This is a genomic window from Nonomuraea sp. AD125B, from assembly GCF_041402765.1.
GTDB classification, from domain to species: Bacteria; Actinomycetota; Actinomycetes; order Streptosporangiales; family Streptosporangiaceae; genus Nonomuraea; species Nonomuraea bangladeshensis.
Window position 1 is genome coordinate 145,087 of sequence record NZ_JBGLOU010000015.1, and the last position, 25,875, is coordinate 170,961.

Sequence of the window (25,875 nt, forward strand, 5' to 3'; positions counted from 1 at the left end):
TGGTCTCGTCGCGATCGACCGCGAACGGAGAGTGAAGCCGGTGCTTCAGAGAGAAGAGATCGAGCGGATCGTGGACGACCTGCTCGCCGCCGACCGCGAGCGGCGCGTCGTACCGCTCCTGACCGCCCGCCACCCCGGGATGGACATCGAGGACGCGTACGCCGTCCAGGCCCTGTGGGCCGAGCGCCGGGTCGAGGCGGGCCACCGGATCGTCGGCCACAAGATCGGACTGACCTCGAAGGCCATGCAGGCCGCCACCGGGATCACCGAGCCCGACTACGGCGTGATCTTCGACGACATGGTCCTCGAGAACGGCGCCGTCCTCGCCTACGACGACTTCTCCAACGTACGGGTCGAGGTCGAGCTGGCCTTCGTGCTGGACAAGCCGCTCACCGGCCCGTCCTGCAGCCTGTTCGACGTCCTCGACGCCACCAAGTACGTCGTCCCGGCCCTGGAGATCCTCAACTCGCACGTCGAGCTGCGGGGCCGGACCGTCGTCGACACGATCAGCGACAACGCGGCCATGGGCGTCATGGTCGTCGGGGGCCGCCCCGTCGCGGCCGACGCGGTGGACCTGCGCCGGGTGAGCGCCCTGCTCTACAGGAACGAGACCATCGAGGAGACCGGGGTCGCCGCGGGCGTGCTCAACCACCCGGCCGCGGGCGTGGCCTGGCTCGCGAACAAGCTCGCCCAGCACGGGACGTCGCTCGGAGCCGGGGAGATCATTCTGTCGGGCTCGTTCACGCGGCCGATGTGGCTGGAGCGCGGCGACACCGTCCACGCGGACTACGGCGACCTGGGAGCGATCACGTGCCGCTTCAAGTAGCGCCCACCTTCCGCGACGCCCTCGCCGCGGCCCGCCGGCCGCTGGTCGGCATGTGGGTGTGCAGCGGCAGCCCGCTGGTCGCCGAGATCTGCGCGGGCAGCGGGCTCGACTGGCTGCTCATCGACGCCGAGCACAGCCCGAACGGCCCGGAGTCCCTGCTCGCCCAGCTGCAGGCCGTCCACGGTTATCCGGTGACCCCGATGGTGCGCCCGCCGGTGGGTGATCCCGTCGTCATCAAGCAGTACCTCGACCTGGGCGCGCAGAACCTGCTGATCCCGATGGTCGACACCGCCGAGCAGGCCGCGGCGATGGCGCGGGCGGTCGCGTACCCGCCGCACGGGGTCAGGGGAGTGGGCAGCGCCCTGGCGCGCGCGTCCCGCTGGAGCCGGGTGCCCGACTACCTGCGCACCGCCCGTACGACCCTCTCGCTCTACGTCCAGATCGAGTCCGCGGCGGCGGTGGAGAACGTCGAGGCCATCGTCTCCACTCCCGGAGTGGACGGCGTCTTCGTCGGACCGGCCGACCTGGCGGCCTCGATGGGCGTGCTCGGCGAGCAGGACCACCCCGAGGTCGTCGCCGCGGTCGAGCACTGCCTGCGGGCGGCCAGGGCGGCCGGGGTCAAGGCCGGGCTCAACGCCTTCGCGCCGGCGCTCGCCCGGCGCTACCTGACCGCCGGCGCCGACTTCGTCCTCGTCGGCGCCGACGTGCAACTGCTCGCCCGCGGGAGCGAGAGGCTCGCCGCCGACTTCGTCGAGGAGGTCCGGTGAGCGCGCTCCCGAGGCCCGGCAAGATCATCGCGCTGCACCTCAACTACCCGTCCCGCATCGCGCAGCGCGGGCGCGTGCCGGAGTTCCCGTCGTTCTTCCTCAAGCCGCCCTCGTCGGTGGCCGCGAGCGGCGACGTCATCGAGCGGCCGGCCGGCACGGAGCTGCTGGCGTACGAGGGCGAGATCGCGCTGATCGTCGGCACCCGGACCCGCCGGGTCGCGCCCGAGGAGGGGTGGGCGTCGATCTCGGGGATCACCGCCGCCAACGACTGGGGCGTCTACGACCTCCGCCACGCGGACAAGGGCTCGAACCTGCGCAACAAGGGAGGAGACGGGTTCACCCCGCTGGGCCCGGAGGTGATCCCGGCGGCGTCGGTGGACCCCGCGGCGCTGCGCGTGCGCACCTGGGTCAACGGGGTGCTCAAGCAGGACGACACGACCGCGGACCTGGCCTTCCCGTTCGGCACGCTCGTGGCCGACCTCTCCCAGCTCATCACCCTTGAGCCCGGCGACGTCATCCTGACCGGCACGCCGGCCGGCTCCTCCGTCGCGGCCCCCGGCGACGTGGTCGAGGTCGAGGTGGACGCTCCGACGGCTCCCGGCGCGCCCAGCACCGGCCGCCTGGTCACCAGGGTGGTGCAGGGGACGACGCCGCTCGCCCCGTACGGCGCCCAGCCCCGGATCGACGACCGGCAGCGGATCGAGGCGTGGGGCGACGCCGAGGCGGCGGGGGTCGCGCCATCCGTTCTGAGCGAGGAGCTGCGCGCGAAGCTCGCGTCGGCCGCCGTGGCGACGATCAGCGCGCAACTGCGCAAACTGGGCCACCCGCACGCCTCCATCGACGGCGTCCACCCGCTGGTCCCCGGCACGAAGATGATCGGGACCGCCCGGACCCTGCGTTTCGTCGCGCACCGGCCCGACCTGTTCGAGTCGCACGGCGGCGGCTACAACGCCCAGAAGCGTGCCTTCGACTCGCTCGCCGAGGGCGAGGTGCTGGTGATCGAGGCGCGCGGCGACGCGAGCGCCGGCACCGTCGGCGACGTCCTCGCGCTGCGCGCGAAGGTGCTGGGCGCGGCCGGGATCGTCACGGACGGGGCCGCGCGCGACTCTTCCGCCGTGGCCGCCATCGGCATCCCGGCCTTCGCCAAGGGCGTCCACCCCTCCGTGCTCGGCCGCCGGCACGTCCCGTGGGAGACCGACACCGCCATCACCTGCGGCGGCGCGGCCGTGCTGCCCGGTGACGTGATCGTCGGCGACGACGACGGCGTGGTCGTCATCCCGCGGCAGCTCGTCGCGCAGGTCGCCGACGCGGCCGCCGCCCAGGAGGCGGAGGACGCGTGGGTCGCCGAACGGGTGGCCGAGGGTCACCCCGTCGACGGTCTCTTCCCGCTCAGCGGCGAGTGGCGCCGGCGCTACCAGGAGGAGCGCCGGTGACCCGGAGCAAGTCCCAGATCGTCTACGCCTGGATCCGCGAGCGCATCGAGAACGGCGAGTTCCCGCCCGGCCACCGCCTGGTCCTCGACGCCATCGCGCGGCGGACCGGCGTCAGCCCGGTCCCGGTGCGGGAGGCGATCCGCCTGCTCGAAGCGGAGGGCCTGGTGACCTTCGAACGCAACATCGGGGCCCAGGTCGCCTTCATGCACGAGCAGGAGTACCTGCACACCATGCAGACGCTCGCCCTCGTGGAGGGAGCCGCGACCGCGCTGTCGGCGCCCCGGATCGGCGGCGACCACCTCGCCCGGGCCCGGGCGATCAACGACCGGCTGGCCGAGTCCTTGGAGAGCCTGGACCCGCGCCGGTTCACCGAGCTCAACCGCGACTTCCACGCGGTGCTCTTCGCGGAGTGCCCCAACCCGCACCTCGTCGACCTGGTCCACCGCGGCTGGAAGCGGCTCACGGTGCTGCGCGAGTCCGTCTTCGGGTTCGTACCCGGGCGGGCGCACGAGTCCGTGGCCGAGCACGAGGCGCTGCTGCGGCTGATCGAGGCCGAGGAAACCCCGCTGACCATCGAACTCGCGGCCCGCGACCACCGGCTCGGCACCCTGAACGCGGTGCTGGCCTACCAGGCCGACCGCCGATCCACCGACCTCACCCCGACCCAGGAGAATCCATGAGACCCGCCCCCGAGGGGCTGCCGGACCGCCTCCGGCACTTCATCGACGGGACGTTCGTCGACAGCGCCGACGGCGACACCTTCGAGGTGCTCAACCCCGCCACCAACCAGGTCTACATCGAAGCGGCGGCCGGCAAGAAGGCCGACATCGACCGCGCGGTGGCCGCCGCGCGGCGGGCCTTCGACGGGCCCTGGCCGACGCTGCCGCCCCGCCGGCGCGCGCGGATCCTGCACCGGGTGGCCGACCTGGTCGAGGCCGAGGACAAGCGGCTCGCCGAGCTGGAGACGTGGGACACCGGCCTGCCGATCACGCAGGCGCTCGGCCAGGCCCAGCGCGCCGCCGAGAACTTCCGGTTCTTCGCGGACCTGATCGTCGCCCAGCGCGACGACACCTACAAGGTGCCCGGCCGCCAGGTGAACTACGTGAACCGCAAGCCCAAGGGCGTCGCGGGCCTCATCACGCCGTGGAACACCCCCTTCATGCTGGAGTCGTGGAAGCTCGCCCCGGCGCTGGCCACCGGCAACACCGTCGTGCTCAAGCCCGCCGAGTTCACCCCGCTGTCGGCCTCGCTCTGGGCCGAGATCTTCCGCGAGGCGGGCCTGCCCGACGGCGTCTTCAACCTCGTGAACGGGTTCGGCGAGGACGCCGGGGACGCGCTGGTGAAGCATCCCGACGTGCCGCTGATCTCGTTCACGGGGGAGAGCGGCACCGGGCAGATCATCTTCGGCAACGCGGCGCCGTACCTCAAAGGGCTTTCCATGGAGCTCGGCGGCAAGTCGCCGGCCGTGGTCTTCGCCGACGCGGACCTGGAGGCGGCGCTGGACGCGACCGTGTTCGGGGTGTTCTCGCTCAACGGCGAACGATGCACGGCCGGCAGCCGCGTCCTCGTGGAGCGTTCCATCTACGACGAGTTCGTGGCGCGTTATGCCGAGCGCGCCCGCAACATCGTCGTCGGCGACCCGCACGACCCCGCGACCGAGGTCGGCGCGCTCGTCCACCCCGAGCACTTCGCCAAGGTCATGAGCTACGTCGAGCTCGGCAAGGAGGAGGCCCGGCTGGTCGCGGGCGGCGGCCGCCCTGAGGGGCTGCCCGAGGGCAACTACGTCGCCCCTACCGTCTTCGCCGACGTCCGGCCGGACGCCCGGATCTTCCAGGAGGAGATCTTCGGCCCGGTCGTCGCGCTGACGCCGTTCGACAGCGAGGAGGAGGCGCTCCGGCTCGCCAACGGGGTCAGGTACGGCCTCGCGGCCTACGTCTGGACGAACGATCTCAGGCGCGCCCACACGTTCTCGCAGAGCATCGACGCCGGCATGGTCTGGCTCAACTCCAACAACGTACGCGACCTGCGCACCCCGTTCGGCGGCGTGAAGGCGTCCGGTCTCGGCCACGAGGGCGGCTACCGGTCCATCGACTTCTACACCGACCAGCAGGCGGTCCACATCACCCTGAACGACGCCCACACCCCGCGGTTCGGCCGGGCCCAATGAGAAAGGCAAGCACCGTGACCACCGACATCCCCACCCCCAAGGCTCCGGCGCCCGACATCGTGCGGTGCGCGTACCTGGAGCTGGTCGTCACCGACCTGCAGAAGTCGCGTGAGTTCTACGTCGACCTGCTCGGCCTCGTCGTCACCGAGGAGACCGAGAACGAGCTCTACCTGCGGACGTTCGAGGAGTTCATCCACCACAACCTGGTCCTGCGCCAGGGGCCGGTGCCCGCCGTGGCCGCGCTGGCGTACCGGGTGCGCTCCCCTGAGGAGCTGGACCACGCGGTCGCGTTCTACACCGAGCTCGGCTGCCGGGTCGAACGCCGCGAGGACGGCTTCGTCAGGGGCGTCGGCGACGCGGTCCGCGTCCAGGACCCGCTCGGCTTCCCGATCGAGTACTTCTACGAGGTCGAGCACGTCGAACGCCTCACCTGGCGCTACGACCTGCAGCCGTCGGGGGCGCTGGCCCGGCTCGACCACTTCAACCAGGTCGTGCCGGACGTCCCGCGCGCCGCGAAGCACATGGTGGACCTCGGCTTCCGGGTGACCGAGGACATCGAGGACGCCGAGGGCACCGTCTACGCCGCGTGGATGCGCCGCAAGCCGAGCGTCCACGACACCGCCATGACCGGCGGCGACGGCCCGCGCCTGCACCACGTCGCCTTCGCCGCCCACGAGAAGCACAACATCCTCGCCATCTGCGACAAGATGGGCGCCCTGCGGGTCTCCGACCGGATCGAGCGCGGGCCGGGCCGCCACGGCGTCTCGAACGCGTTCTACCTCTACATCCTCGACCCCGACGGTCACCGCGTGGAGATCTACACGCAGGACTACTGGACCGGCGACCCCGACAACCCGCTCGTGACGTGGGACGTCCACGACAACCAGCGCCGCGACTGGTGGGGCAACCCGGTCGTCCCGAGCTGGTACACCGACGCCTCGGCGGTGCTCGACCTGGACGGCGACCCGGTGCCGCTCGTCGAGCGCACGGACGCCAAGGAGATGGAGGTGACGGTCGGCGCGGACGGCTTCTCCTACACCCGCAAGGGCGACGTCGAGCACGGCTTCAAGCTCGGCGAGCAACTCTGAGCCGGTGTGCTCCCTCTCGCCCGCTCGTACGGTTCCCTCTACCCTGAGGGACTGTTCCTCCGGCGCGAGAGGGGTTCACATGGATCCGATCGTCCTGGCCGCGGGCACCGCCCTGGTGACGGCCATGGCCACCGACGCCTGGCAGTCGGCCCGCGACGGCGCGGTGGCGTTGTGGCGCCGCGCCCGCCCCGAGCAGGCCGAGGTGGTCGAGGCCGAGCTGACCGAGGTACGCGAGCAGGTGCTGCGGGCCCGCGGTGAGGGCGACGCCGACACCGAGCAGGCGCTGACCGGCTCCTGGCAGGTCCGGCTGCAGCAACTGCTGCGCACCGACCCGTCGTTGGCGGGCGAGCTGCGGCGGGTGCTGGACGAGGTGCTCACCCCGGCGCTGCAGCCCGCCGACCAGGACCGGATCGGCTCACTGGTGATGAAGGCGACCGCGAGCGGTCACGGCCGCGTCTACCAGTCCGGCCGCGACCAGACCATCCACGAGCGCTGACGTCGATCCTGGCCCCAGATCCGGCTGTTCACCTTCATGGAGACGCGTCAGCCCAAAGCCAGGCTCGCCGCGGCATTTCTCGCCAAAGGCACACAACTTGCAGCAGCGCTCTTTCTGAGTGGGCTGAAGGGCCTGATCTTCTTCGCCGCGATCCGCGGCTATGACCCTGATGTCGCGGCTGCCTACGGCGTGGGCATCACCGTCACCCTGGCAGTGTCGATGCTGGGTGCGGGGCTGAACGTGGTGGCCGTACAGAAACTCGCCGGTGTCGATGTCCACGAGGACACGCGGGAACGAAGGCACCGGTTATCCGCCATCGGGGCTACGGCAGTCTCCTCGGCGCTGCTGTTGACGCTCGCCCTGCTCGCGGCCGGAGCCGTGCTGGCCCTCGTCGGTGACGGGCTGACCTCGCTGTTCTTCTGGTGCCGCATGCCAGGGGTACTGGTCATTCCGCTGCAGGGGGTGGTGACCGGTGCGCTTGTCGCGTCGGGCCGGGAGGGTGCGGCGCTTCGTACGTCGATGGAGAATCTGGTCCTGAACGCGGCGGCTGCGGCGATCCTGCCCGTGCTCTCCCTGTCTCCGCCTGCGGCCCTGATAGCGATCGCCGTGTACGGAACCCTTGCCGACACTTTCACGCTGATCCGCCAACTGGTGCGCCTCGGGCGCCTGGGGTCCCACTTGCTGGGTGCCGTTCGATCGGCGACACCAGTGGTGGTCACACAGCCCCTCTCCCATCTCCGAGGCGCGTGGCAAGCCGCGGCGGGCGCCAGTGACGGCCTGATCATGATGGGCTCGTTCGCCCTCATCACGCTGGCCGCGGCACAGGTGGACAACGAGACGGCGATGACCGTCACGGCGCTCATCAGCCTGATGCGGACCATCATCATCCCGCTCAAGTCGTACGGCCTGGTCGGGGGCAGGATGGCAATGGCTCCTGGCCACGGACTCCGGCCGGACCAGCGGGTCAATCTGTACGCCGCGGTCATCGCCGGCCTCCTGCTTCCGCTGAGCCTGACGATGATCTTCGCTCCGGACGCGATGTTGCACCTCATCGGCCTGGAGGCAGCCAGCGGACCCGCGGTGCTGGCCGTCCGCCTGGCAGGGGCTCAGCTTCTGCTGGAACCGATCACGGGGTTCGGAGCGGCCGCACTCAAGATTCTCGTAGGTCCTTCTGCGGCCATGACCGCGCTGCTGATCAGCATGGCCGGAGTGGCCCTGCCCGTCGTGGCGGTTCTGCTGGTGTCCGCCGATCTCTCTGTCGCGTCGATCTGGGGCGCGCTGCTGGCGGCCAGGATCTGCTTCGCGCTCCAAGTTCTTCGCCGGTATCGGTCGTGGCGGCGCGGCGCGCTCGCGACGGTCATGGGGAAGAGGTGACCTCGTCGAGGAGGCCGTTGATGACCGGGACTCGGCGTTCGGTGTGGTCGTTGGTCGCGATGACGGCCATGGTCAGGTCCAGCTCCGGCACTCGGGCGTGCAGGTTGCGCAGGCCCGTCCAGCCTCCTCCGTGCCGATAGACGCGGTACGCGCCGTGTGCGCGGACGCCGATGCCCCAGGCGTAGTCGAGTGGTGTTCCGTCATCGAGGTGGCCTGGGGTCTGCAGGAGCTCCGAGATGCCGAGTTCGTCGGCGTTGAGCGCCTGGCCCCAGCGCAGCAGATCGTTGAGGGTCGTCCATACCCCTCCGTCGCCCAAGGACAGCGGGGCCGGGCGCGGCCGGGCAAGCGGTGCGGCACCCGGGGGCGCAGGGTCAGGCCCGACCCAGTAGCGGGTGTCCGGCATCGCCAGCGGGGCGAAAAGGTGGCGTCGCGCGAAATCGGGCAGCGGCCGGCTCGCCGCTCGTTCCACCGCTGCGGCGAGGCAGACGTATCCGGCGTTGGAATAGACGTGGGCGGTGCCCGGCGGGTGGTCCGGGGTCGGGAACTGGGTGAGTGCCTGGATGATGCCCGAGCTGGTCCGATCGGGGTCGCCGGTGGTGATGGCGTCGATCTTGTGGTCGGCGGGGAGGCCCGCCGTGTGATGGATCAGGTGGCGCAGGCTGATGGTGCCGGACCATGCCGGTAGCTGAGGCACCCAGGACGACAGAGGCGACTCCACGTCCAGCGCGCCCTGCCGGACGAGCAGGGCTGCGCAGGCCGCAGTCATCTGCTTGGACAGTGATGCCGCGTAGACGGGCGTCGTGGCGGTCAGTCCCCGGGTGAGGGAGAAGGGAGGAAGGCCGCGACGTTCCAGCCCGACCGCAAGCGGTTCGTCACCGCGGTAACCGGCTTCGGAGAGGAGGGCTGTGACGCGCTGGTGCAGCTGGGACACGGGATGATCTTTTCAGCGCCGCTCGGCCCGCACCAGCGGGTGTTCCTCCGATACCGTCACGCACGTGGACGACGATGACGCCTTCATCTCCTCGCCGTTGAGCGATGACGCCCTTCTCGTCGGGAGCGGCATCGCCGTAGTGCTGCTGCTCCTCCCCACCGTCATCTGGCTGACTGTGACATTGCTGCGCGGCCGTCAATAGGTCCGGCGACGGCTGCCGTACGGATTCGAATGACTCGGTCGGACAGGACGCGCCCGGCAAGGAGGACACCAAGAAGACCTTGGACCGGCTGCCCGAATCGATGTACGCCCTGGCGGTGGTCGAGTTCGCCGAGCCGTTGGGGGAGCGTGAGTTCTCGGCGTTCGCCCAGCGACAGGGAAGGGTCCCACCGGAGATAGCGATCTAACGGGCCGGTGGGACCCCCATCAGCTTGGCGTTTGGACACCCGTCTGCCCGACGCGCCACAAGGCGACGTCCCGAAGCTCGCCGCCGCCGAGCTCCCCAGGAACGGGCTGGCCGGCCTGGCGTACGCCTATGTCACCCAGCACGCCCGCGTCGCCGACCTCCGCGCCCTGATCGACGACCCTCGAATCCGCGCGATCAGGCTGGCCGACGTCGCGTACGATCTCACCGGCCTCAACTGATCGTGGGCGCCTGGGCGGCGGGCTTGCCGTACCAGCGGAAGAGATGGTCGTCCAGGTCCTGCTGGTCGTCGCCGAGCCAGGCGACGTGGCCGTCGGGGCGGAGCAGGACGCACGGGACGTCCAGTTCCGCAGAGGGGTCGGCGAGGTGGTCGACGCGGTCGGACCAGTCGCCGGCGGTCAGGTGTCCGGTGCGGTCCAGCAGCAGGCCGCGGCCGCGGTGCAGCAGGTCGTAGAGGTGGCCCTGTCGCACGGCGAGGTCGGGCAGGCGACGGCCGAGGAGGTCGGGGCCCGGGCCGAGGTCGTAGCGGACGGCGGTCGCGGTGATCTTCTCGATCAGATGGCGGTTCACCTCCTCGAAGTCCATCAGTTCGGTGAGCAGCCTGCGTACGGCCTGCGGGCCGGGCTCGGGGGACAGCAGTTCCGTCTGGGCGCGGGTGTTGTCCAGGACGTCCTCGGCGACCGGACGGCGTTCGGCCTCGTAGGTGTCCAGCAGCGGGTCCGGGGCCCAGCCGCGGATCTGCGCGGCCAGTTTCCAGCCGAGGTTGACGGCGTCCTGGATGCCCAGGTTGAGGCCCTGGCCGCCGATGGGCGGGTGGATGTGCGCCGCGTCGCCGGCCAGCAGCACCCGCCCGGCCCGGTAGCGTTCGGCCAGCCGGGTGGCGTCCCCGAAGCGGGACAGCCAGCGCGGGGAGTGCACGCCGAAGTCGGTGCCGGCGATGGCGCGCAACTGCTGCCGGAAATCGTTGAGGGTGGGCGGTTGCGCCCGGTCGCTGACCTCCGCGGCGGGGACCAGGACGCTGTAGACCCGTTCGCCGAAGGGCCGGAGCCAGAATCGCCGATGGGTCTCGCGGAGCTCGGCCGTCCTGGCGGCGACCTCCTCCGGCGGGACGCCCACTTCCATCTCGCCCATCAGCGTGTCGGATCGTGAGGGCTCGCCGGGGAAGCCGATGCCGAGCAGTTTGCGTACCGTGCTGCGCGCGCCGTCACAGCCGACCAGATAGCGCGTACGCAGCCGTTCGCCGCCGGCCAGCTCGACGGTCACGCCCTCGTCGTCCTGGCTGAGGCCGGTGACCGTGCAGCCGCGCCGGACCTGCGCGCCCAGCTCGGTCGCGTGCTCCTCCAGCAGGCGTTCGACGACGGGCTGCGGGATGCCCAGCAGGTAGGCGTACGCGGAATCGAGGCTCTTGGGCGCGGGTTTGGCGATGGCGGCGAAGACGCCGCCGGCCGGACGCCGTCGCCCGTGCGGGAGCAGGCGGTCCAGCAGTCCGCGCATCGCCATCAGCTCCAGGCTGCGGGCGTGCAGGCTGACGATGCGGACGAACGACTTGGGCTCGGTCTCCTTCTCCAGGACGAGGACCCGTACGTCGTGCAGCCGCAGCTCGGCGGCCAGCATCGCGCCGGTCGGACCGCACCCGGCGATGATCACGTCGAAGGGGGAAGCGTGCATAGGTGTTGCCTTTCGGGGAGTGCCTTGTTGGCTGGGCGCTCCCGGCGACACCTACGTCAATCGCCCGGCCGTGACGGGAAGAGGGAGCACCCACGGCGATACAGCGTTCATGGGTCTCACCTCCTCGGGCGGCGTCACGGTCGCCTGCACGCTACAAGCCCGGCCGTCATCCCGTCCAACCCTTTTCCGGCCACGCGGACGCGGGCCAGGCGACGTCGTCGATCGCGAGGAACGGCGAGCGCGCGACCGCCGTCGGCGTCATCCCGGCGAAGGCCATGACGTCCCTGTTCAGGTGGGACTGGTCGGCGTAGCCGCTCTCGGCCGCCACCGAGGCGGCCCGCTGCCCGGCGGCCAGGCGGTGGGCCGCGTGGTCGAAGCGGATGAGCTGGGCGACGCGTTTGGGTGTGAGGCCGATCTGGCCGCGGAAGCGGGACCACAGGCGCTTACGGCTCCAGCCGGTCTCGGCGACCAGCCGCCCGACGCGTACCCGGCCTCGACCGGCCACCATCCGCCGCCAGGAGAAGGCCACCTCCGGGTCGACCGCCCGGCGCGGGTCGGCCCTGCGGACGAGCGCGCTCTCCGCGATCGCGAAGCGTTCCTGCCAGGAGCGGGCCTCGCGCAGGCGTTCCTGGGTCAGCAGGGCCTCGCGTCCCCACAGGTCGTCGAGCGCGGCCACCGTCCCGCCCAGCTCCGCGGACGCGCCGCCCAGCACGGCGTGGGCGACGATCGGCGAGAGGCGTACCTGCAGGCACTCCGCGCTCCTGGCCGGCCCCCGCCCGCGGGCCCGGTCGGGCGCGAGGCCGGCGACGACGCGCTCCCGCTGCCGCGCGCCGCGGCCGTCCTCGACGACGAACGGCTCGTCGCCGAGGTCGAACAGCACGGTGACGGCGGAGTGCGGCACCAGCGCGATGTCGGTGAGCTCGTTGGCGCGGTCGCTGAAGCCCGCCATCGTGACCCCGGGCAGGCCGGCGGGACGCGACGGGAGCGTGATCTTCCATGGCGGCCTGGTCGATCCCACGTCGACATGGTACGAGCCGGGGTCGCACGCCGATCGCGCGCTCACCCCGTCAGCTTCGCCAGCCACGGATGCCCGGGGTGCACGAGCTGCAGCCACTCGCCGAGGGCGTCCCGCCGCGCCCGGCTCAGCAGCGGCAGCACCCCGTCGAAGTCCGCCTGGTCCTTGGGCCGCACCGCCTTCGCCTTGAACAGCAGCACCAGCTCCGGCACCAGGTACGGGACCCCGTCCGCCGTCCACTCGATGATCGCCTCGTACGGCAGCCGCAGCCGCTCGTCCCGCCGGCAGATCCACGTCCCGCCGTCGTGCGGCTCGCGGAAGACGTCCAGCAGGAACCGGCCGGTCGCCGGGTCGCGCAGCCAGGTCTGGTGCGTGGCCGCCAGCGCGTCGGCTCCCGCCTCCGGCCAGACCAGCCCCGAGCCGATCGCGTCGAACGCGAACTCGGGGAAGCGGGCACGGATCTCCGGGAACCTCGCCGCGGGCACCGCGATCTCCAGGTCGCCGTGCGGCCGTGACCGTACGCCGCGGAAGAGGTCGAGCGCCCATCCGGCGGCGACGTACCAGGGCGTGCCGATCCCGTTCAGCCGCTCCGCGACCTGGCGCGGGTGCCAGGCGTCCGCCCAGCGGGCTTCCAGTTCGCCCGCCTCGAACACAACGCCGCCGGGCGGCGGGGACGCGGTCATCGCACCAGCCTAGTGCCGCGTCAACTGCTCGATTAGCTGTCACTATTCGGTTATGTCGGACAGTGCTGCAGAACAGTACCGAGCGGGCGAGACGGCCCTGCTGGCCGTGGTGGAAGAGGCCGAACCGCTGGTGGGGCCTTGGCGGCGGCGGTTCGACGCGGTGGCGGCGGCCGGGGTGCCCGCGCACGTGACCGTGCTCGTGCCGTTCCTCGACCTCGACCGCCTCGACGCCGCGACCATGAACGACCTGAGTGCTCTGATCGGCGAGCACGGACCGTTCACCGTCCGGTTCGACAGGTGCGGGCGCTTTCCTGATGCGCTCTACCTCGCGCCGACGCCCGACCGGCCCTTTCGCGCGCTGACCGAGGCCGTCGCCGCGCGGTGGCCGGAAGCGCCGCCTTACGGGGGTCGTTTCGCGGACATCGTCCCGCACCTGACCGTCGCCCACCGCCAAGAGGAACACGTCTACGACGAGGTGGAGGCCGCGCTGACCGCGCGACTGCCGCTCACCGCGTCCGTCGCGTCGATCGCCCTCTTCGTCTGCGACGGCGACCGGTGGCACCGGCGCGCCGAGTTCCCGCTGATGGGGGCCTGACGTCAGCTCGCGGCGCGGTCGCCGAGCGGGCGGCGGCGCAGCGCGGGGTCGGTCAGGGGCGGGGGGCTCCAGAGGGCGATCGGCTGGTAGACGTTGGCGCCGGGCGGCACGAGCTCGTCGATCCGGTCGAGCACGGCGTCGTCGAGCACCAGCGAGGCGCCCTTCAGCAGGCCCTCCAGCTGCTCCATCGTACGAGGCCCGAGGATCACCGAGGTGACCGCCGGGTGCGAGGCGGCGAAGGCGACGGCCAGCTCCGGCAGGGTGCGGCCGAGCTCGTCCGCCAGCTTCACCAGCCCCTCGACGACCTCCAGCTTGGCGGCGTTGACCGGGATCGACGGGTCGAACCGCTCGGGAGCGCGGGCGGCGCGGCCCCGCGACAGGTCGATCTCCCGGCCCTTGCGGTAGCGGCCGGTCAGGAACCCCCAGCCCAGCGGGCTGTAGGTGAGCACGCCCATGCCGAGCCGCTGCGCCGTGGGAAGGACGTCGCCCTCGATGCCGCGGGCCAGGATGTTGTACGGCGGCTGCTCCGTACGGAACCGGTACAGACCGCGCTGCCGGGCCACGTGGTAGGCCTCGACCGTCTCGTGCGCGGGGAAGGCGGAGCTGCCGAAGGCCCGGATCTTGCCCTGGCGCACCAGGTCGGTCAGCGCGGCGAGGGTCTCCTCGATGTCCGTACGGTGGTCGGGGCGGTGGATCTGGTAGAGGTCGATCCAGTCCGTACGCAGCCGCCTGAGACTCGCCTCGACCGCGCGCGTGATCCAGCGCCGCGAGTTGCCGCCCCGGTTGGGCCCCTCGCCCATCGGGAAGTGCACCTTGGTCGCCAGCACCACGTCGTCCCGCCGGCCCTGCAGCGCCTTGCCCACGATCTCCTCCGACTCGCCCGCCGAGTACATGTCGGCGGTGTCGACGAAGTTGACGCCGTGGTCGAGCGCGGTGTGGATGACGCGGATGCTGTCGTCGTGGTCGGGGTTGCCGGCCGCGCCGAACATCATGGTGCCGAGGCAGTAGGTGCTGACCTCGATGCCGGTGCCGCCGAGAATGCGATATCTCATGATCCGAACCGTAGGATCTAGAGCGCACTCTAAGGCAAACTGAATGACATGTCGGGTTTGAGCATCGGCCAGGTCGCCGAACGCACCGGGCTCAGCGTGCACACCCTCCGGTTCTACGAGCGGGAGGGACTGCTGGCCCAGCCGGTACGCCGAGGCGCCGCGGGACACCGCGTCTACGACGAGGACGACGTCGACTGGCTCGGCGTGTGCATCCGGCTGCGGGCCTCCGGCATGCCCCTGACCGACATCCGGCGTTACACCGAGCTCGTCAGGGCGGGCCAGGGCAACGAGGCCGAACGGCTCGAGGTGCTGCGCGAACACCGCGAACGCGTGCTCGCCCAGAGACACGAGCTGGACGAATGCCTCAAGCTGATCACCTACAAGGTCGGCATCTACGAGAGCCGTCTGGGCCTGCGGGACCACGTGCCGGACTGCGCGCCCCTGTCTCAGGAGAGCAGGCCGGGCTAGGCTGCCGTTCATGCCCTCGCTCGTACGCCGCCGCCTGACCCCCGCGGAGACCGGCCCGGCGCTGCGGGCGCTGTGCGCGTGGACGCCCGCCGACGTGCCGGGCGGCGGCCTCCATCCCGGGGACGTGGGCTGGTACCTGCGCTTCGACGACGCGGCCGTCCTGCTCTGGCTCGATGACGGTGAGCCGGTGGCGGCCGGCTTCCTCGACGGCCCCGTGCTGCGCGTGACGGCCGCGCCCGGCGCCGACCTGGAGGCGCTCGCCGCCGACGCCGAGGAGGCGCTGGGGCCCGGCGACGACTGGTGCGACGGCCTGCCGATGCCCGGCTGGGAGCTCGACCAGGACGCGCCGTGGCTGGTCATGTCGTGGACGCCGCGCCCGGTGCCGGACCACGGGGAGCCGGTCGGCGCGGACGACGCGGCCGATCGGGTGCTGGTGCAGCGGGCCGCGTTCGAGGGCTCGACGTTCACCGTCGAGCGGTGGCACGCGATGAAGCGGTCGCCGGCGGGCGAGCTGGCCGTGGAGACGCTCGTGCGCACGCCCGAAGGGGAGCCCGCCGCCGCCGCGACCGGCTGGTTCGCGGGCGCGGGCAGGTGCGGACTGCTCGAACCGGTCGGCACCCACCCCGACCACCGCGGGCACGGCTACGGCCGCGACGCCGTGCTGGGCGCGTGCGCGGCCCTCGCCGAGCGCGGCGCGAGCGCGGTCGCCGTGGTGACGCCGGCCGCGAACGAGGCCGCCGTGGCGCTGTACCGCTCGGCCGGCTTCGCCGTCGTACGCGAGCACCACGACCGGGTCAGGACTGGCCGACCGGCCTGAACGCGAGCTCAGCCGGTCTCCCGCCGGCCCGACGCGGCTCCGACGGGGAACGGGATCCAGGCGTTCCATGGGTGGGTGTCGGCCGTGGTGCCCCGCCTGTCGTGGTCACCTGGCAGGGTCATGGGGTGCTCGCGCCGATGGTCTCGGCGAGCTCCACGGGCAGGGGATACGGATGTTCCGTGGGGAGCATTCCGGTGACGTCGTTCCCGGCGTGCAGGGCCCGCCGGATGTCCTCGACGCGATCGGTCAGGTCGGTGATCCGCAGGGTCCACCGGTCGACGTAGCCGGCGACGGCGTCGCCGGACAGTCCCACCTGAAGGGACCGGTACGGCAGGGCGTTGTGGTGGGGGTCGCGCTCGGGGTCCCACTGGATCCGGACCGGGCTTTCGCGCAGCCGCCTCTTCCACACGTCATGGTCGGTCCCGGGGTCCGGATGGCTGAGGCAGGAGTGCCGGAGCGCCCACTCGAACCCCTCCCGCGTGATGTCCACGGCGAGAACCCTGGTCTGGCCGGGCTTGGTGGCCCATCCGCAGCGGTACATCATCCACAGGAAGGACGGTTTGATCCAGGTCATCCGTTCGCGCTTGAAGGGCGGGACGAAGCGCTGCGCGGCCACGGCGGGAGCCGCGATGGCCGGGGCGTACGCCTGGTAGAAGGTGATCGCGTCATCGGTGAAGGCGGCACGGATCTGCCGGTACGGCACATTCATGCCTGTGAAGCATGACGAACCGCGCGCCCGCCGGGCAAACGGATTAACGGCCCGCTTCCAGCGCCCGGCCCCGGATGAGGCGCCAGAGCAGGTAAGCCTGCAGCAGCCCCACGGCGGTGAGGATCACGATCAGCAGGACGGGCTGCCCGGCCGCGTCCCAGGCCCACCACACGAGCGGCCCGAGGGGGAAGGTGACGACCACGAGGGCGACGCCGGTGAGCAGGATCGGGTCCTGGACGGTCAGCAGGATGACCACCGAGACGACGCCGAGGAGCGCCACCAGCGCGGCGTACCCGCCGGAGAGGACCGCCGCCAGACGGCCGTTACGGTATCGCCTCACTCCTTTACGCTAACTCAGCACGCGCTGCGGGGTGAGCCGGATGACGACGCGGACGGCCTCCGGGGGGAGCTGAAGATACTCCTCGCCGGCGCCCTCGCCCTCGTAGCGCTCGGCCAGCGACACCGCCAGCCGCCGCCCCTCGTCCACGGTGACCGTGGCCGTGCCGCGGACCTCGACGTAGCGGTCGGAGTCGGCGAGGTCGAAGACGCACAGGCTGGCGCGCGGGTCGCGTTCCAGGTTGCGGATCTTGCGCCGGCCGGCCTGGGAGGAGATGACGACGTCGTCGCCGTCGGTGCCGATCCAGACGACGGAGGTCTGCGGACTGCCGTCGGGGTTGACGGTGGCGAGGACGCCGACGTTGGGCGCGTCGAGGAGCCGCCGGACGGCGTCGCTGAGCGGAACGGTCATGATCAGCAGCGTACGCGCTCAGCCGGCGATCCGGCCGCTGCGGAAGGTACGCCGGTAGGCGTCGGGCGGGACGCCGACCGTGCGGTTGAAGTGGCGGCGCAGCGTGGCCGCGGTGCCCATGCCGGTGGCCGCCGCGATGGCGTCCACGCTGTCGTCCGTGGTCTCCAGGAGCTCCTGGGCGCGCCGGATGCGCTGGGTGTGCAGCCACTGGAGCGGCGTGGTGCCGGTCATGGACTTGAAGTGCCGGCCGAGGTGGCGCGAGCTGAGGTTGGCCCGGCGCGCGAGGTCCTCCACGGTCAGCGGCTGGTCGAGGTGCTCGACGGTCCAGCCGAGCAGCTCGCCGAGCGGGTGGCCGTCGGGCTCGGGCACGGGGGTGGCGACGAACTGGGCCTGGCCGCCGGGCCGGTGCGGCGCGACGACCAGCCGCCGGGCGATCGCGTTGGCGACCGCCGAGCCGTGGTCGCGGCGGACGAGGTGCAGGCACAGGTCGAGGGCGGCGGCCTTGCCCGCGGCGGTGAGCACGCGGCCCTCGTCCACGTAGAGGACGTCGGCGTCGACCTCGATGCCGGGGTGGCGGGCGGCCAGCGCCTCGGCGTGCGCCCAGTGCGTGGTGGCCCGCCGCCCGTCCAGCAGCCCGGCGGCGGCCAGCACGAACGCGCCGGTGCAGAGCGAGGCCACCCGCGCGCCGGCGTCGTACGCGGCCCGGACGGCGGCGACGAGGTCGGCCGGCGGGTCCACGTCGACCTCGGCCCAGCCGGGGACGATCACGGTGTCGGCGCTCGCCAGCCGGTCGAGCCCGCAGTCGGGTTCGAGCAGGAAGCGGCCGTCGGCGCGTACGGGTGCCGCGCCGCAGATCACGGGCTCGTACCAGTGGCTGACCGGCATCGGCGGCGCGCCGCTGAACAGCTCGTAGGCCAGGGCCAGCTCGAAGTGCAGTATCCCGTCGGCGACGGCTATCGCTACTGTGCTCACGTCCGGAATTGTACGCATCATGTCGTTCCGGACGCTCGTGCGGTGACCACCTGTCGCGCCACGATGTGGGGGTGAGGCTTTCCTGCGGCAAGGGAGTTGTGATGATCACGGTTTACGGCGCATACGGGCACACGGGCCGCTTCGTGGTGGCGGAGCTGCTGCGGCGCGGGTTGGTGCCCGTCCTCGCGGGGCGGAACGGCGGCAAGCTGCGTGACCTGGCCGCCGAATACCCGGAGCTGGAGGTCCGTGAGGCGTCGGTGGACGACCCGGCGGCGCTGGACCGGGCGCTGGCCGGGGCCGACGCGGTGATCAACGCTGCCGGGCCGTTCGCCGACACCGCCGGTCCCGTGATCGAGGCGGCGCTGCGCGCCGGCGTTCCGTACGTGGACGTGGCGGCCGAGATCGAGGCGAACCTGGACACGTTCCGGCTGTACGCCGAGCGGGCCAAGGAGGCGGGGGCCGTGGTCGTGCCCGCGATGGCCTTCTACGGCGGCCTCGGCGACCTGCTGGTCACGGCGGCCATGGGCGACTGGCGGGAGGCGGACTCGGCGCACGTGGCGTACGGGCTGGACAGCTGGCACCCGACGACCGGCACCCGTGACGCGGGCGCGGTCTCCCGGCGGCGGCGGGGCGGCCGGCGGGTGCGTTACGCGGGCGGGCGGCTGGAGTACCGCGACGACGCCGCGCCGACCGGCACGTGGTCGTTCCCCGAGCCGGCCGGCGAGCGGGACGTGATCGGGGAGTTCTCGATGGCCGACATCGTGACCGTGCCGAGTCACCTGGCGATCCCCGAGGTGGTCTCGTACATGACGGTCGAGGCGGCCAAGGACCTCTCGGGCGCCGACACGCCGGCCCCGGTCGCGGTGGACGAGCTCGGACGCTCGGCGCAGTCGTTCGTCGTGGACGTACGGGTGCGCGCCGGCGCGGCCGAGCGGCGGGCCGTGGCCAGTGGGCAGGACATCTACGCCGTCAGCGCCCCGCTCGCCGTGGAGGCCGTGCAGCGGATCCTCACCGGGCGGACCAGGGCCGTCGGGGTGGCCTCGGCGGGGGAGATCTTCGACGCGGCGGACTTCCTGGCGGCGCTGGCGCCCCACATCGTGGTCGAGCCGGACCACGCCGCCGCCGGTCGGTGACGGGTCAGGGCTGGCCGGCGGCGTCCTGGAAACGGGAGTGCCCCGGGCCGTCCTCGGGGGAGTCGTCCGGGCCGGGCGTCTCGCGGCGGCGGTGCAGCCGCAGCAGGTGCCGCGGCGTCGGCTGCCGGGTGTCGTGCGGGGGCGTGTCGGCGGCCGGCGCCGCGACAGGCCGATAGGCCATGAAGAGCTCCAGCCGGGAGTGGCCTTCCGGATGGTCCAGACGTACCTCGTCGCACACCTGGCGGATCACCCAGAGCCCCATGCCGTGGGTGGGCGGCCAGGGCGGCGAGCGGTCCAGGTCGGCCGGTCGGAGCCGCCCCGCCGGATCGACGATCTGCACGCGTACGCCGTGATCGGCCCGCGACAGATGGACCGAGCCGGTGCCGGCACCGTGGTCGAGGACGTTGGTGACGGCCTCGTTGACCGCGAGCACCAGGTTCTGGAGCCGCTCACCCGCCAGCCCCGCCTCCTGGGCGAAGCCGCGCACCGCCTGGCGGATCCCGGCCAGGTCGGCGTCGATCGGCAGCGTCATGGCGGCCGGTCTGTCCATCCTTCCTCCGTCCTCGACGTCGGCGGAACGGCTCTCGGACATGTCCCCGCGAGCAGCCCCCGGACGCCGTTCACACACTCAAGTGTCGCGCGTGAACGTGCCGAACGGTTGCAGATCGCTTAACACGTACAAGTTGGTCGAATCACCATAAAGGAAAAGCCCCCTCGCCGCCGTGCGGTGCGGGCGGCGAGGGGGACACGGTCGGGCTGTTACCGCAGGTGGCGGCGTCGGCCGTACATCCCGGCGGCCAGCGCCACACCGGCACCGGCGAGGACCACCTGGAGGACCAGCTCGATCCAGTCGATGCCCCTGGTGTCGGCGACCCCGAACGCGGCGGCGAGGGCGGTGCCGATCAGCGCGGCGACGATGCCGATCACGATGGTGAGCCAGATCGGGATGTTCTGGCGTCCGGGGACGACCAGACGGCCGAGAACACCGATGACGAGCCCGATGATGAGGGCGGAGATGATGCCGGTGACTGCCACGCTGCACGCTCCTGTCGCTTGGCGACCTGACCCTGGGGCAGGTCAACGCTTCATAACCTGACAGTCGAGTGCTGCCCATTTGCGCAAAGCGGAAACAAGCCGTCTTGCCGCTATTCGCTCACCTCGATGGCGAACGCGGGGCAGACCGCGGCCGCCTCGCGCACGGCGGCGTGCCGGTCGGCGCCCGGCTCGGCGTCGAGCAGGACGACGATGCCGTCCTCGTCACGCTGGTCGAAAACCTCCGGCGCGATGAGCACACACTGCCCAGCGCCACAGCACTTGTCCTCGTCGACGGTCACTTTCATGGCAGATGTCTCCTTGAGCGAGATCCGAGCGGTTACCAGCGGACCGGAACGGTACGAAGGCCGCCGACGGCCAGCCCCTCGACCCGCTCCAGCTCCGCCTCGGGGGCGGCCAGCTCCAGGGTGGGCAGCTTGCGCAGCAGCACCTCCAGCACGACCTGCAGCTCGGTACGGGCCAGCGCCTGCCCGAGGCAGGAGTGCGCGCCCGCGCCGAAGGCCAGGTGCGGGTTGGGGCTGCGGGTCAGGTCGAACTCCTCGGCGGCCTCGAAGGCGCTCTCGTCCCGGTTGGCGGCGGCCATGCTGCAGATGACCGTGGTGCCCTTGGGCAGCTCGACGCCGCTGACCTCGGTGCCCTCCTTGAGGTAGCGCGGCAGGCCGAAGCCGGAGTTGGCGTCGAGACGCAGCGACTCCTCGACCGTCGTGCGGATCAGCGACGGGTCGGCCAGCAGCGCCTCCCAGCGGCTGCGGTCGGCGAGCAGCATGGAGACCATCTTGCCGATCATGTTGGCGGTGGTCTCGTGCCCGGCCACCAGCAGCGCCATGCCGGTGACCAGGATCTGCAGGTCGTTGAGCCCGCCGTTCTCGGGACCGCCGGCCGCGATCAGCTCGCTCAGCAGGTCGTCGCCGGGTTCGGCGCGCTTCCCGGCCAGCAGGTCGGTCATGTACTGGAAGAACTCGGCCTGGGCGGCCTCGGTCTCGTCCTTGCCGTAGCGGGTGAGGTTGAGCAAGGTGTCCGACCAGTACGAGAACCGGTCGCGGTCCTCGGCCGGCACGCCCAGCATGTCGCAGATGACGTACACCGGCAGCGGGAAGCCCAGCGACGCCTTGAGGTCGCCCGGCGCGCCGCGCTCGACCATCTCGTCGATGAGGTCCTCGGCGATTCTGGCCATCGCGGGCCGCATGGCGTTCATCCGCTTGGCGGTGAACCACTTGCTGACCAGCCGCCGCCACTGCTGGTGCTCCTCCCCGCTGTCGGGGATGATCATCGCCATCTCGCTGTTGAACACGCCGCCGCCGTCGGCCGAGAGCCGGGCCGCGTCGGGCGCGTTGAGCTGGCGGGTGAAGCGCGGGTCGGCCAGCACCTGCCGGACGTCCTCGTAGCGGGTCAGCAGCCGGGCCCGGTCGCCGCTCGGCAGCTCGACGTGCGCCACCGGGCACTTCCCGCGCAGCTCGGCCCATTCCGCGGGCGGCCGCAGCGCCGCGTCGTTCGGGATGGGGTAGGGCAGGACCTGCTCGTCGATGCTCATTCGCTTCTCCTTGAGTGGTCGGACGATCTCGTCACGCGGGCGTGAGCGGCTGGAGCAGGACCTGCTGGCGCAGCAGGCGGGCCTGTTTGGGCATGTTCCAGCCGAGCACGGCGGTGACCTGGCCGCCCTCCCGGTAGAGGGCGGCGAAACGGTGCTGCTCGGGGTCGCCCTCGGCGACGGTCACCTCGGCCGCCGGCGACGGCAGGCCGTGGGCCTGGATCTTGACGTCGTACTGGTCGGTCCAGAAGTAGGGGATCGGGGTGTACGGGCGGTCCGCGCCGAGCACGTTCGCCGCGACCGTCTGGGCCTGCTCGGTGGCGTTGGTGCGGTTCTCCAGGCGCAGCCGCCTGCCGAGTACTTCGTGGTGGAAGGAGGCCAGGTCGCCGACTGCGTAGACGCCCTCGGCGGCGCGGCAGCGGGAGTCGCACTCGACGCCGTCGCCCAGGGCGAGGCCGCTGCCGTCGAGCCAGCCGGTGGCCGGGCGGGAGCCGATGGCGACCACGACGACGTCGGCGGGCAGCGTCTCGCCGGTGGCCAGCCGCACGCCGGTGACCCGGCCGCGCTCGCCCTCCAGGCTCTCCACCGCGACGCCGAGCCGCAGCCTGACGCCGTGCGCGGCATGCGTACGGGTGAGCAGGCCGCTGACGAACCCGCCGAGCTGGTCGCCGAGCACGGCCGGGCCGAGGCCCGCGAGCGTGACCTCCAGCCCGAGGCCGCGGGCGGTGGCGGCGATCTCGCCGCCCAGCACGCCCTCGCCGACGACCACGAGCCGGGTCCCGGCGGTCAGCTGGGCGCGCAGGGTGAGGGCGTCGTCGAGGCCGCGCAGCACGTGCACGCCCGCGAGGACGTCCTGACCCGGCAGCCGGCACGGGGTGAGACCGGTGGCGAGCACCACGGCGTCGGCGCGCAGGACGCGGCCCGAGGCGGTGGTGACCGCGCGCCCGGCGACGTCCAGCGCCACGGCGCGCTCGCCCCGGACGAACTCCGCCTCAAGGGCGTCGAGCTGGGCCTGGCCGCGCAGCCGGGCGCGCTCCGGCTCCCAGGCTCCGGCCAGCACCTGCTTCGACAGCGGCGGCCGGTCGTAGGGGAGGTGGGGCTCGGCGTCCAGCAGCGTCAGCCGGCCGTCGTGGCCGAGCCGGCGCAGCGCCTCCGCGGTGCTCAGCCCGGCGGCGGACGCGCCGACGATCAGAACGTCCACAGGGCCTCTCCCTGCTCGCGTACGCTGGCTTGACCTGCACAAATGCGCATATCGCGATGATCCTTCCCGGCGGTCGGACTTGACCACAGTACCTTACAACTGCAAGTTAACTGACACATGTCGGCTAAAGGTAAACTCATGGATGTGTCCGGCATGAAAGACAGCAGAGCCCCATCCGTGGACCGGCGTGTCCTCCGTACGCGGTCGGCCCTGGCCCGCGCGCTCCTGACGCTGGTCGAGGAGCGAGAGCTGTCCAGGATCGGCGTGTCCGACGTGGCCGAGCGCGCCGGCGTCAGCCGCACGGCCTTCTACGACCACTACCGCGACGTCCACGAGCTGGCCGAGGCCGCCTGCACGGCGATGATCGACGGCCTGACCAGGTCGCTGCCCAAGCCCCGCCGCGACTCGGCCGACCTCCAGGGGGAGGCGACGCGGTCACTGGAGGCGTTCTTCGCCAGCCTGGCCGAGCACGCCGGGCTCTACCGGAGCCTGCTCGGGCCGCAGGGCAGCGCGCGGGTGGCCGACCACATCCGCCGCCGGCTGACCGACGGCGTGCGCGAGCACGTCCGCGAGGCGCACGACGTGCCGGCCGCGTTCACGGCGGGGGCGATCTACGGCGTCGCGGCCGACTGGCTGCAGCGCGGATGCCCCGAGCCGCCCGCCCGGATGGCCGCGCTGACCTGGCCGCTCTTCCACGCGCTCTACGATGTGGTGAGCACGTCCCCGCCGCCCGCGCCCTGATCCGGCCGCGGCCCGATCCGCCCGCCGTCTTGGTTCCCAAGTCGGCTCCAAGCCATGGACAAGAGCGATACCGCACCATGGCCGACCGTGAGCGGATATTTCAGAAAAACCTTCGCGAAGATCGCCGCGAGTACGGCGGTCGTCATGGCGGTCGCGCTGCCCGCGGCCCCCGCGGCGGCCGACGAGTCGCCCGACCAGCGGCCCGACGTCGCCGTCGGCACCTGGCTGGCCGCGCGCACGCAGCCGGCGGTCCAGCTGACCAGCTTCTCCTATACCGGCACCGTCGCCGTCCCGACGAGCACGATCAACGAGAACGCCTTCCAGCAGCTGACCCAGCAGGCCGTCATCGCCGTGCAGAACGGCAAGATCGCCTCTGACGAGCGCAGCATCGCCAAGTGGCTCTTCCAGCGCATCGCGGCCAACGTCGACGCCTACCTCGTCGAGACGACCCCGGAGCGTACGGTCGAGGCCGAGGTCGGCGGCATGTGCACCGGCTGGTGGGTCACCCCGGACGGCTACATGGTCACCGGCGCGCACTGCGTCCAGGTCGGCGACACCGAGCTCAACCAGCTCTTCGCGCAGCAGGCGCTGGCGAAGTTCAACGAGCAGGACGCGAAGGAGATCATCAAGGGCCTCCAGGGCATCGAGGCCGACGAGGAGATGGTCAAGCTCGCCCAGCAGATCTACATCACCTTCAACAGCACCCACATGCGGCTGCGCGGGCTCAAGCAGAGCCTGTCGGTGCTGCAGAGCCTGCCCGGCGGCGGCGTGGACAAGACCGCGAAGGCCGTCCCGGCCGAGCTGGTCTCGGTGGGCGAGAGCTACCCGGGCAAGGACTTCGCGCTGCTCAAGGTGAACGGGCAGCAGAACCTGCCGACCGTGCCGCTCGGCGAGGACGCCGACGTGCGCACCGGTGACACGCTCTACATCAGCGGCTTCCCCGGCCTGGTCACGAACACGCCGTTCTTCAGCCTGGAGTCGAAGCTGGAGCCGGCGCTGACCGAGGGCCCGTACAACGCCAAGCGCTCCACGCAGACCGGCGTGCCGTACATCCAGACCCAGGCCCCGTCCTACCACGGCAACTCCGGCGGTCCGGTGTTCAGCAAGGACGGCAAGGTCATCGGCATGCTGATCGCGGGCACGGTGAGCGAGGGCGGCGAGGCGTCGGAGAGCGAGAGCTTCGTGCTGCCGGTCAGCATCATCAAGGAGAAGCTCGGCGAGAAGAACATCAAGGCCGCCCAGGCGACCACGACCACGCGCTACAACGAGGCGCTGAACGACTACTTCCGCAACTACTACGAGGACGCGCTGCCGAAGTTCCGCGAGGTGCAGGCGCTCTTCCCGAACCACCCGTACGTGGCCAAGTACATCAGCGAGTCGCAGACGGCGATCACGGCGGGCAAGGACGAGTCGCCCAAGCCCATGATGATGTGGGTGCTGCTCGGCGGCGGTGCGCTGGTCCTCCTGGTGCTGGGCCTGGTGCTGGCCCGGGTGCTGACCCGGCGCAAGCGGCCCGCCGTCTCCTACGGCCCGCCCGCGCAGCCCGCGTACAACGCGGTGCCCTCGCCCCCGTGGCAGCAGCACCAGCTCCCCGCCGGCTCCGGCCCCGGCCAGCACGTCAACGGCCACGACCACCAGTACGGCTCCGGCCCGCAGTACGGCTCCGGCCCGCAGTACGGCCCGCAGCACGACCCCCAGTACGGCTCCGGCCCGCAGTACGGCCCGCAGCACGACCCCCAGTACGGCTCCGGCCCGCAGTACGGCCCCGGCCCCCAGCAGGGCTCCGGCCCCCAGTACGGCTCGGGCCCCCAGTACGGCTCTGGTCCTCAGTACGGCCCCGGCGGCCAGTACGGCCAGCAGGGCTACTACGGCCAGCAGGGCCAGTACGACCAGTACGGCCAGCCCAGCCAGCACCCCGCCGACCCCACCCGTGACGTCCGCTACGGCCAGTTCGCGCCGCCGCCGGATGGCCACCAGCAGTGAGCG

General features: G+C 71.9%; 30 protein-coding genes. 16 read left to right on the forward strand and 14 right to left on the reverse strand.

Features of this window, described 5'->3' with window-relative positions; genetic code table 11:
• Positions 1-40 precede the first annotated feature (40 nt).
• From hpaH to ACBR40_RS34695, 8 genes are all read left to right on the forward strand, one after another.
• Positions 41-826: a 2-oxo-hept-4-ene-1,7-dioate hydratase gene (gene hpaH / locus ACBR40_RS34660; RefSeq protein WP_371251462.1), complete on the forward strand. Its 786-nt coding sequence runs from the start codon at positions 41-43 to the stop codon at positions 824-826.
• Positions 811-1,593: an HpcH/HpaI aldolase/citrate lyase family protein gene (locus tag ACBR40_RS34665; protein ID WP_371251463.1), complete on the forward strand. Its 783-nt coding sequence runs from the start codon at positions 811-813 to the stop codon at positions 1,591-1,593. Before hpaH ends, ACBR40_RS34665 begins: the two co-directional genes overlap by 16 nt.
• A complete protein-coding gene (locus tag ACBR40_RS34670; RefSeq protein WP_371251464.1) occupies positions 1,590-3,026 on the forward strand; it encodes a fumarylacetoacetate hydrolase family protein in 1,437 nt (478 codons plus the stop codon). The genes ACBR40_RS34665 and ACBR40_RS34670 overlap by 4 nt, the downstream gene beginning before the upstream one ends.
• Complete coding sequence (locus ACBR40_RS34675) at positions 3,023-3,706, forward strand: GntR family transcriptional regulator (protein ID WP_371251465.1); 684 nt, start codon at positions 3,023-3,025, stop codon at positions 3,704-3,706. Before ACBR40_RS34670 ends, ACBR40_RS34675 begins: the two co-directional genes overlap by 4 nt.
• Positions 3,703-5,193 carry a 5-carboxymethyl-2-hydroxymuconate semialdehyde dehydrogenase gene (gene hpaE / locus ACBR40_RS34680; RefSeq protein ID WP_344208095.1) on the forward strand — a complete coding sequence of 497 codons (1,491 nt, stop codon included), beginning with the start codon at positions 3,703-3,705 and terminating at the stop codon, positions 5,191-5,193. The genes ACBR40_RS34675 and hpaE overlap by 4 nt, the downstream gene beginning before the upstream one ends.
• A gap of 14 nt (positions 5,194-5,207) precedes the next feature.
• Positions 5,208-6,281, forward strand: a complete 1,074-nt coding sequence (gene hpaD, locus ACBR40_RS34685; RefSeq protein WP_371251466.1) for a 3,4-dihydroxyphenylacetate 2,3-dioxygenase — start codon at positions 5,208-5,210, stop codon at positions 6,279-6,281.
• A 79-nt stretch (positions 6,282-6,360) separates the two neighbouring features.
• The gene (locus ACBR40_RS34690) at positions 6,361-6,777 is read left to right on the forward strand and encodes a hypothetical protein (protein WP_371251467.1); all 417 of its coding nucleotides are present in this window, start codon (positions 6,361-6,363) and stop codon (positions 6,775-6,777) included.
• A gap of 36 nt (positions 6,778-6,813) precedes the next feature.
• A complete protein-coding gene (locus ACBR40_RS34695; protein WP_371251468.1) occupies positions 6,814-8,151 on the forward strand; it encodes a hypothetical protein in 1,338 nt (445 codons plus the stop codon).
• On the opposite strand, the gene ACBR40_RS34700 is transcribed toward ACBR40_RS34695, so the two are convergent.
• On the reverse strand, positions 8,135-9,082 hold the full coding sequence (locus ACBR40_RS34700) for a serine hydrolase domain-containing protein (RefSeq protein WP_371251469.1): 948 nt from the start codon (positions 9,080-9,082) through the stop codon (positions 8,135-8,137). The two genes, ACBR40_RS34695 and ACBR40_RS34700, sit on opposite strands and share 17 nt — an antisense overlap.
• A 64-nt stretch (positions 9,083-9,146) precedes the next feature.
• Between ACBR40_RS34700 and ACBR40_RS34705 the strand changes: the two genes are divergently transcribed.
• The gene (locus ACBR40_RS34705) at positions 9,147-9,284 is read left to right on the forward strand and encodes a hypothetical protein (RefSeq protein WP_371251470.1); all 138 of its coding nucleotides are present in this window, start codon (positions 9,147-9,149) and stop codon (positions 9,282-9,284) included.
• 236 nt (positions 9,285-9,520) lie between these two features.
• Positions 9,521-9,727 carry a hypothetical protein gene (locus ACBR40_RS34710; RefSeq protein ID WP_371251471.1) on the forward strand — a complete coding sequence of 69 codons (207 nt, stop codon included), beginning with the start codon at positions 9,521-9,523 and terminating at the stop codon, positions 9,725-9,727.
• Here the strand turns inward: ACBR40_RS34710 and rox are convergent.
• From rox to ACBR40_RS34725, 3 genes are all read right to left on the reverse strand, one after another.
• The gene (gene rox / locus ACBR40_RS34715) at positions 9,720-11,174 is read right to left on the reverse strand and encodes a rifampin monooxygenase (protein ID WP_371251472.1); all 1,455 of its coding nucleotides are present in this window, start codon (positions 11,172-11,174) and stop codon (positions 9,720-9,722) included. The genes ACBR40_RS34710 and rox overlap by 8 nt on opposite strands.
• 166 nt (positions 11,175-11,340) lie before the next feature.
• Positions 11,341-12,192, reverse strand: a complete 852-nt coding sequence (locus ACBR40_RS34720) for a helix-turn-helix domain-containing protein (RefSeq protein ID WP_371251473.1) — start codon at positions 12,190-12,192, stop codon at positions 11,341-11,343.
• Positions 12,193-12,233: 41 nt separating this feature from the next.
• On the reverse strand, positions 12,234-12,872 hold the full coding sequence (locus ACBR40_RS34725) for a nucleotidyltransferase domain-containing protein (RefSeq protein WP_371251474.1): 639 nt from the start codon (positions 12,870-12,872) through the stop codon (positions 12,234-12,236).
• A gap of 52 nt (positions 12,873-12,924) precedes the next feature.
• Here ACBR40_RS34725 and ACBR40_RS34730 point away from each other — a divergent pair, with 52 nt between their 5' ends.
• Positions 12,925-13,467: a 2'-5' RNA ligase family protein gene (locus ACBR40_RS34730; protein WP_371251475.1), complete on the forward strand. Its 543-nt coding sequence runs from the start codon at positions 12,925-12,927 to the stop codon at positions 13,465-13,467.
• A 2-nt stretch (positions 13,468-13,469) separates the two neighbouring features.
• Here ACBR40_RS34730 and ACBR40_RS34735 read toward each other — a convergent pair whose 3' ends face one another.
• A complete protein-coding gene (locus ACBR40_RS34735; protein ID WP_371251476.1) occupies positions 13,470-14,519 on the reverse strand; it encodes an aldo/keto reductase in 1,050 nt (349 codons plus the stop codon).
• 48 nt (positions 14,520-14,567) lie between these two features.
• On the opposite strand from ACBR40_RS34735, the gene ACBR40_RS34740 reads away from it, so the two are divergent.
• Together ACBR40_RS34740 and ACBR40_RS34745 are read left to right on the forward strand one after the other, a co-directional pair.
• Entirely contained in the window at positions 14,568-14,987 is a 420-nt protein-coding gene (locus tag ACBR40_RS34740; RefSeq protein ID WP_344208083.1) for a MerR family transcriptional regulator, read from the forward strand.
• Positions 14,988-14,997: 10 nt separating this feature from the next.
• Positions 14,998-15,804, forward strand: a complete 807-nt coding sequence (locus ACBR40_RS34745; RefSeq protein ID WP_371251477.1) for a GNAT family N-acetyltransferase — start codon at positions 14,998-15,000, stop codon at positions 15,802-15,804.
• A 118-nt stretch (positions 15,805-15,922) separates the two neighbouring features.
• Here ACBR40_RS34745 and ACBR40_RS34750 read toward each other — a convergent pair whose 3' ends face one another.
• Genes ACBR40_RS34750 through ACBR40_RS34765 form a run of 4 tightly spaced genes read right to left on the reverse strand, consistent with a single transcriptional unit; the run spans position 15,923 to position 18,233 of the window.
• Positions 15,923-16,513, reverse strand: coding sequence for a DUF4291 domain-containing protein (locus ACBR40_RS34750; protein ID WP_371251478.1), 591 nt, complete (start codon positions 16,511-16,513; stop codon positions 15,923-15,925).
• Positions 16,514-16,556: 43 nt separating this feature from the next.
• On the reverse strand, positions 16,557-16,853 hold the full coding sequence (locus tag ACBR40_RS34755; protein WP_344208080.1) for an SCO4225 family membrane protein: 297 nt from the start codon (positions 16,851-16,853) through the stop codon (positions 16,557-16,559).
• 9 nt (positions 16,854-16,862) lie between these two features.
• Positions 16,863-17,261 (reverse strand): PPOX class F420-dependent oxidoreductase, encoded by a 399-nt coding sequence (locus ACBR40_RS34760; RefSeq protein WP_344208079.1) that lies wholly within the window; start codon positions 17,259-17,261, stop codon positions 16,863-16,865.
• An 18-nt stretch (positions 17,262-17,279) separates the two neighbouring features.
• A complete protein-coding gene (locus tag ACBR40_RS34765) occupies positions 17,280-18,233 on the reverse strand; it encodes a helix-turn-helix domain-containing protein (RefSeq protein WP_344208078.1) in 954 nt (317 codons plus the stop codon).
• A 101-nt stretch (positions 18,234-18,334) separates the two neighbouring features.
• On the opposite strand from ACBR40_RS34765, the gene ACBR40_RS34770 reads away from it, so the two are divergent.
• A complete protein-coding gene (locus tag ACBR40_RS34770; RefSeq protein WP_371251479.1) occupies positions 18,335-19,366 on the forward strand; it encodes a trans-acting enoyl reductase family protein in 1,032 nt (343 codons plus the stop codon).
• A 4-nt stretch (positions 19,367-19,370) separates the two neighbouring features.
• Here the strand turns inward: ACBR40_RS34770 and ACBR40_RS34775 are convergent, their stop codons facing one another.
• From ACBR40_RS34775 to ACBR40_RS34795, 5 genes are all read right to left on the reverse strand, one after another.
• Positions 19,371-19,916, reverse strand: coding sequence for an ATP-binding protein (locus ACBR40_RS34775; RefSeq protein ID WP_371251480.1), 546 nt, complete (start codon positions 19,914-19,916; stop codon positions 19,371-19,373).
• Between the two features lie 209 nt (positions 19,917-20,125).
• A complete protein-coding gene (locus ACBR40_RS34780; protein ID WP_344208075.1) occupies positions 20,126-20,401 on the reverse strand; it encodes a GlsB/YeaQ/YmgE family stress response membrane protein in 276 nt (91 codons plus the stop codon).
• A gap of 110 nt (positions 20,402-20,511) precedes the next feature.
• Complete coding sequence (locus ACBR40_RS34785) at positions 20,512-20,706, reverse strand: ferredoxin (RefSeq protein WP_344208074.1); 195 nt, start codon at positions 20,704-20,706, stop codon at positions 20,512-20,514.
• A 32-nt stretch (positions 20,707-20,738) separates the two neighbouring features.
• Positions 20,739-21,950 carry a cytochrome P450 gene (locus ACBR40_RS34790; protein ID WP_344208073.1) on the reverse strand — a complete coding sequence of 404 codons (1,212 nt, stop codon included), beginning with the start codon at positions 21,948-21,950 and terminating at the stop codon, positions 20,739-20,741.
• A 31-nt stretch (positions 21,951-21,981) separates the two neighbouring features.
• On the reverse strand, positions 21,982-23,148 hold the full coding sequence (locus ACBR40_RS34795) for an NAD(P)/FAD-dependent oxidoreductase (protein WP_371251481.1): 1,167 nt from the start codon (positions 23,146-23,148) through the stop codon (positions 21,982-21,984).
• 153 nt (positions 23,149-23,301) lie between these two features.
• Between ACBR40_RS34795 and ACBR40_RS34800 the strand changes: the two genes are divergently transcribed.
• Both ACBR40_RS34800 and ACBR40_RS34805 read left to right on the forward strand, forming a co-directional pair.
• Positions 23,302-23,889, forward strand: coding sequence for a TetR/AcrR family transcriptional regulator (locus ACBR40_RS34800; protein WP_371251482.1), 588 nt, complete (start codon positions 23,302-23,304; stop codon positions 23,887-23,889).
• Between the two features lie 87 nt (positions 23,890-23,976).
• On the forward strand, positions 23,977-25,872 hold the full coding sequence (locus ACBR40_RS34805; protein WP_371251483.1) for a trypsin-like peptidase domain-containing protein: 1,896 nt from the start codon (positions 23,977-23,979) through the stop codon (positions 25,870-25,872).
• Positions 25,873-25,875 lie beyond the last annotated feature (3 nt).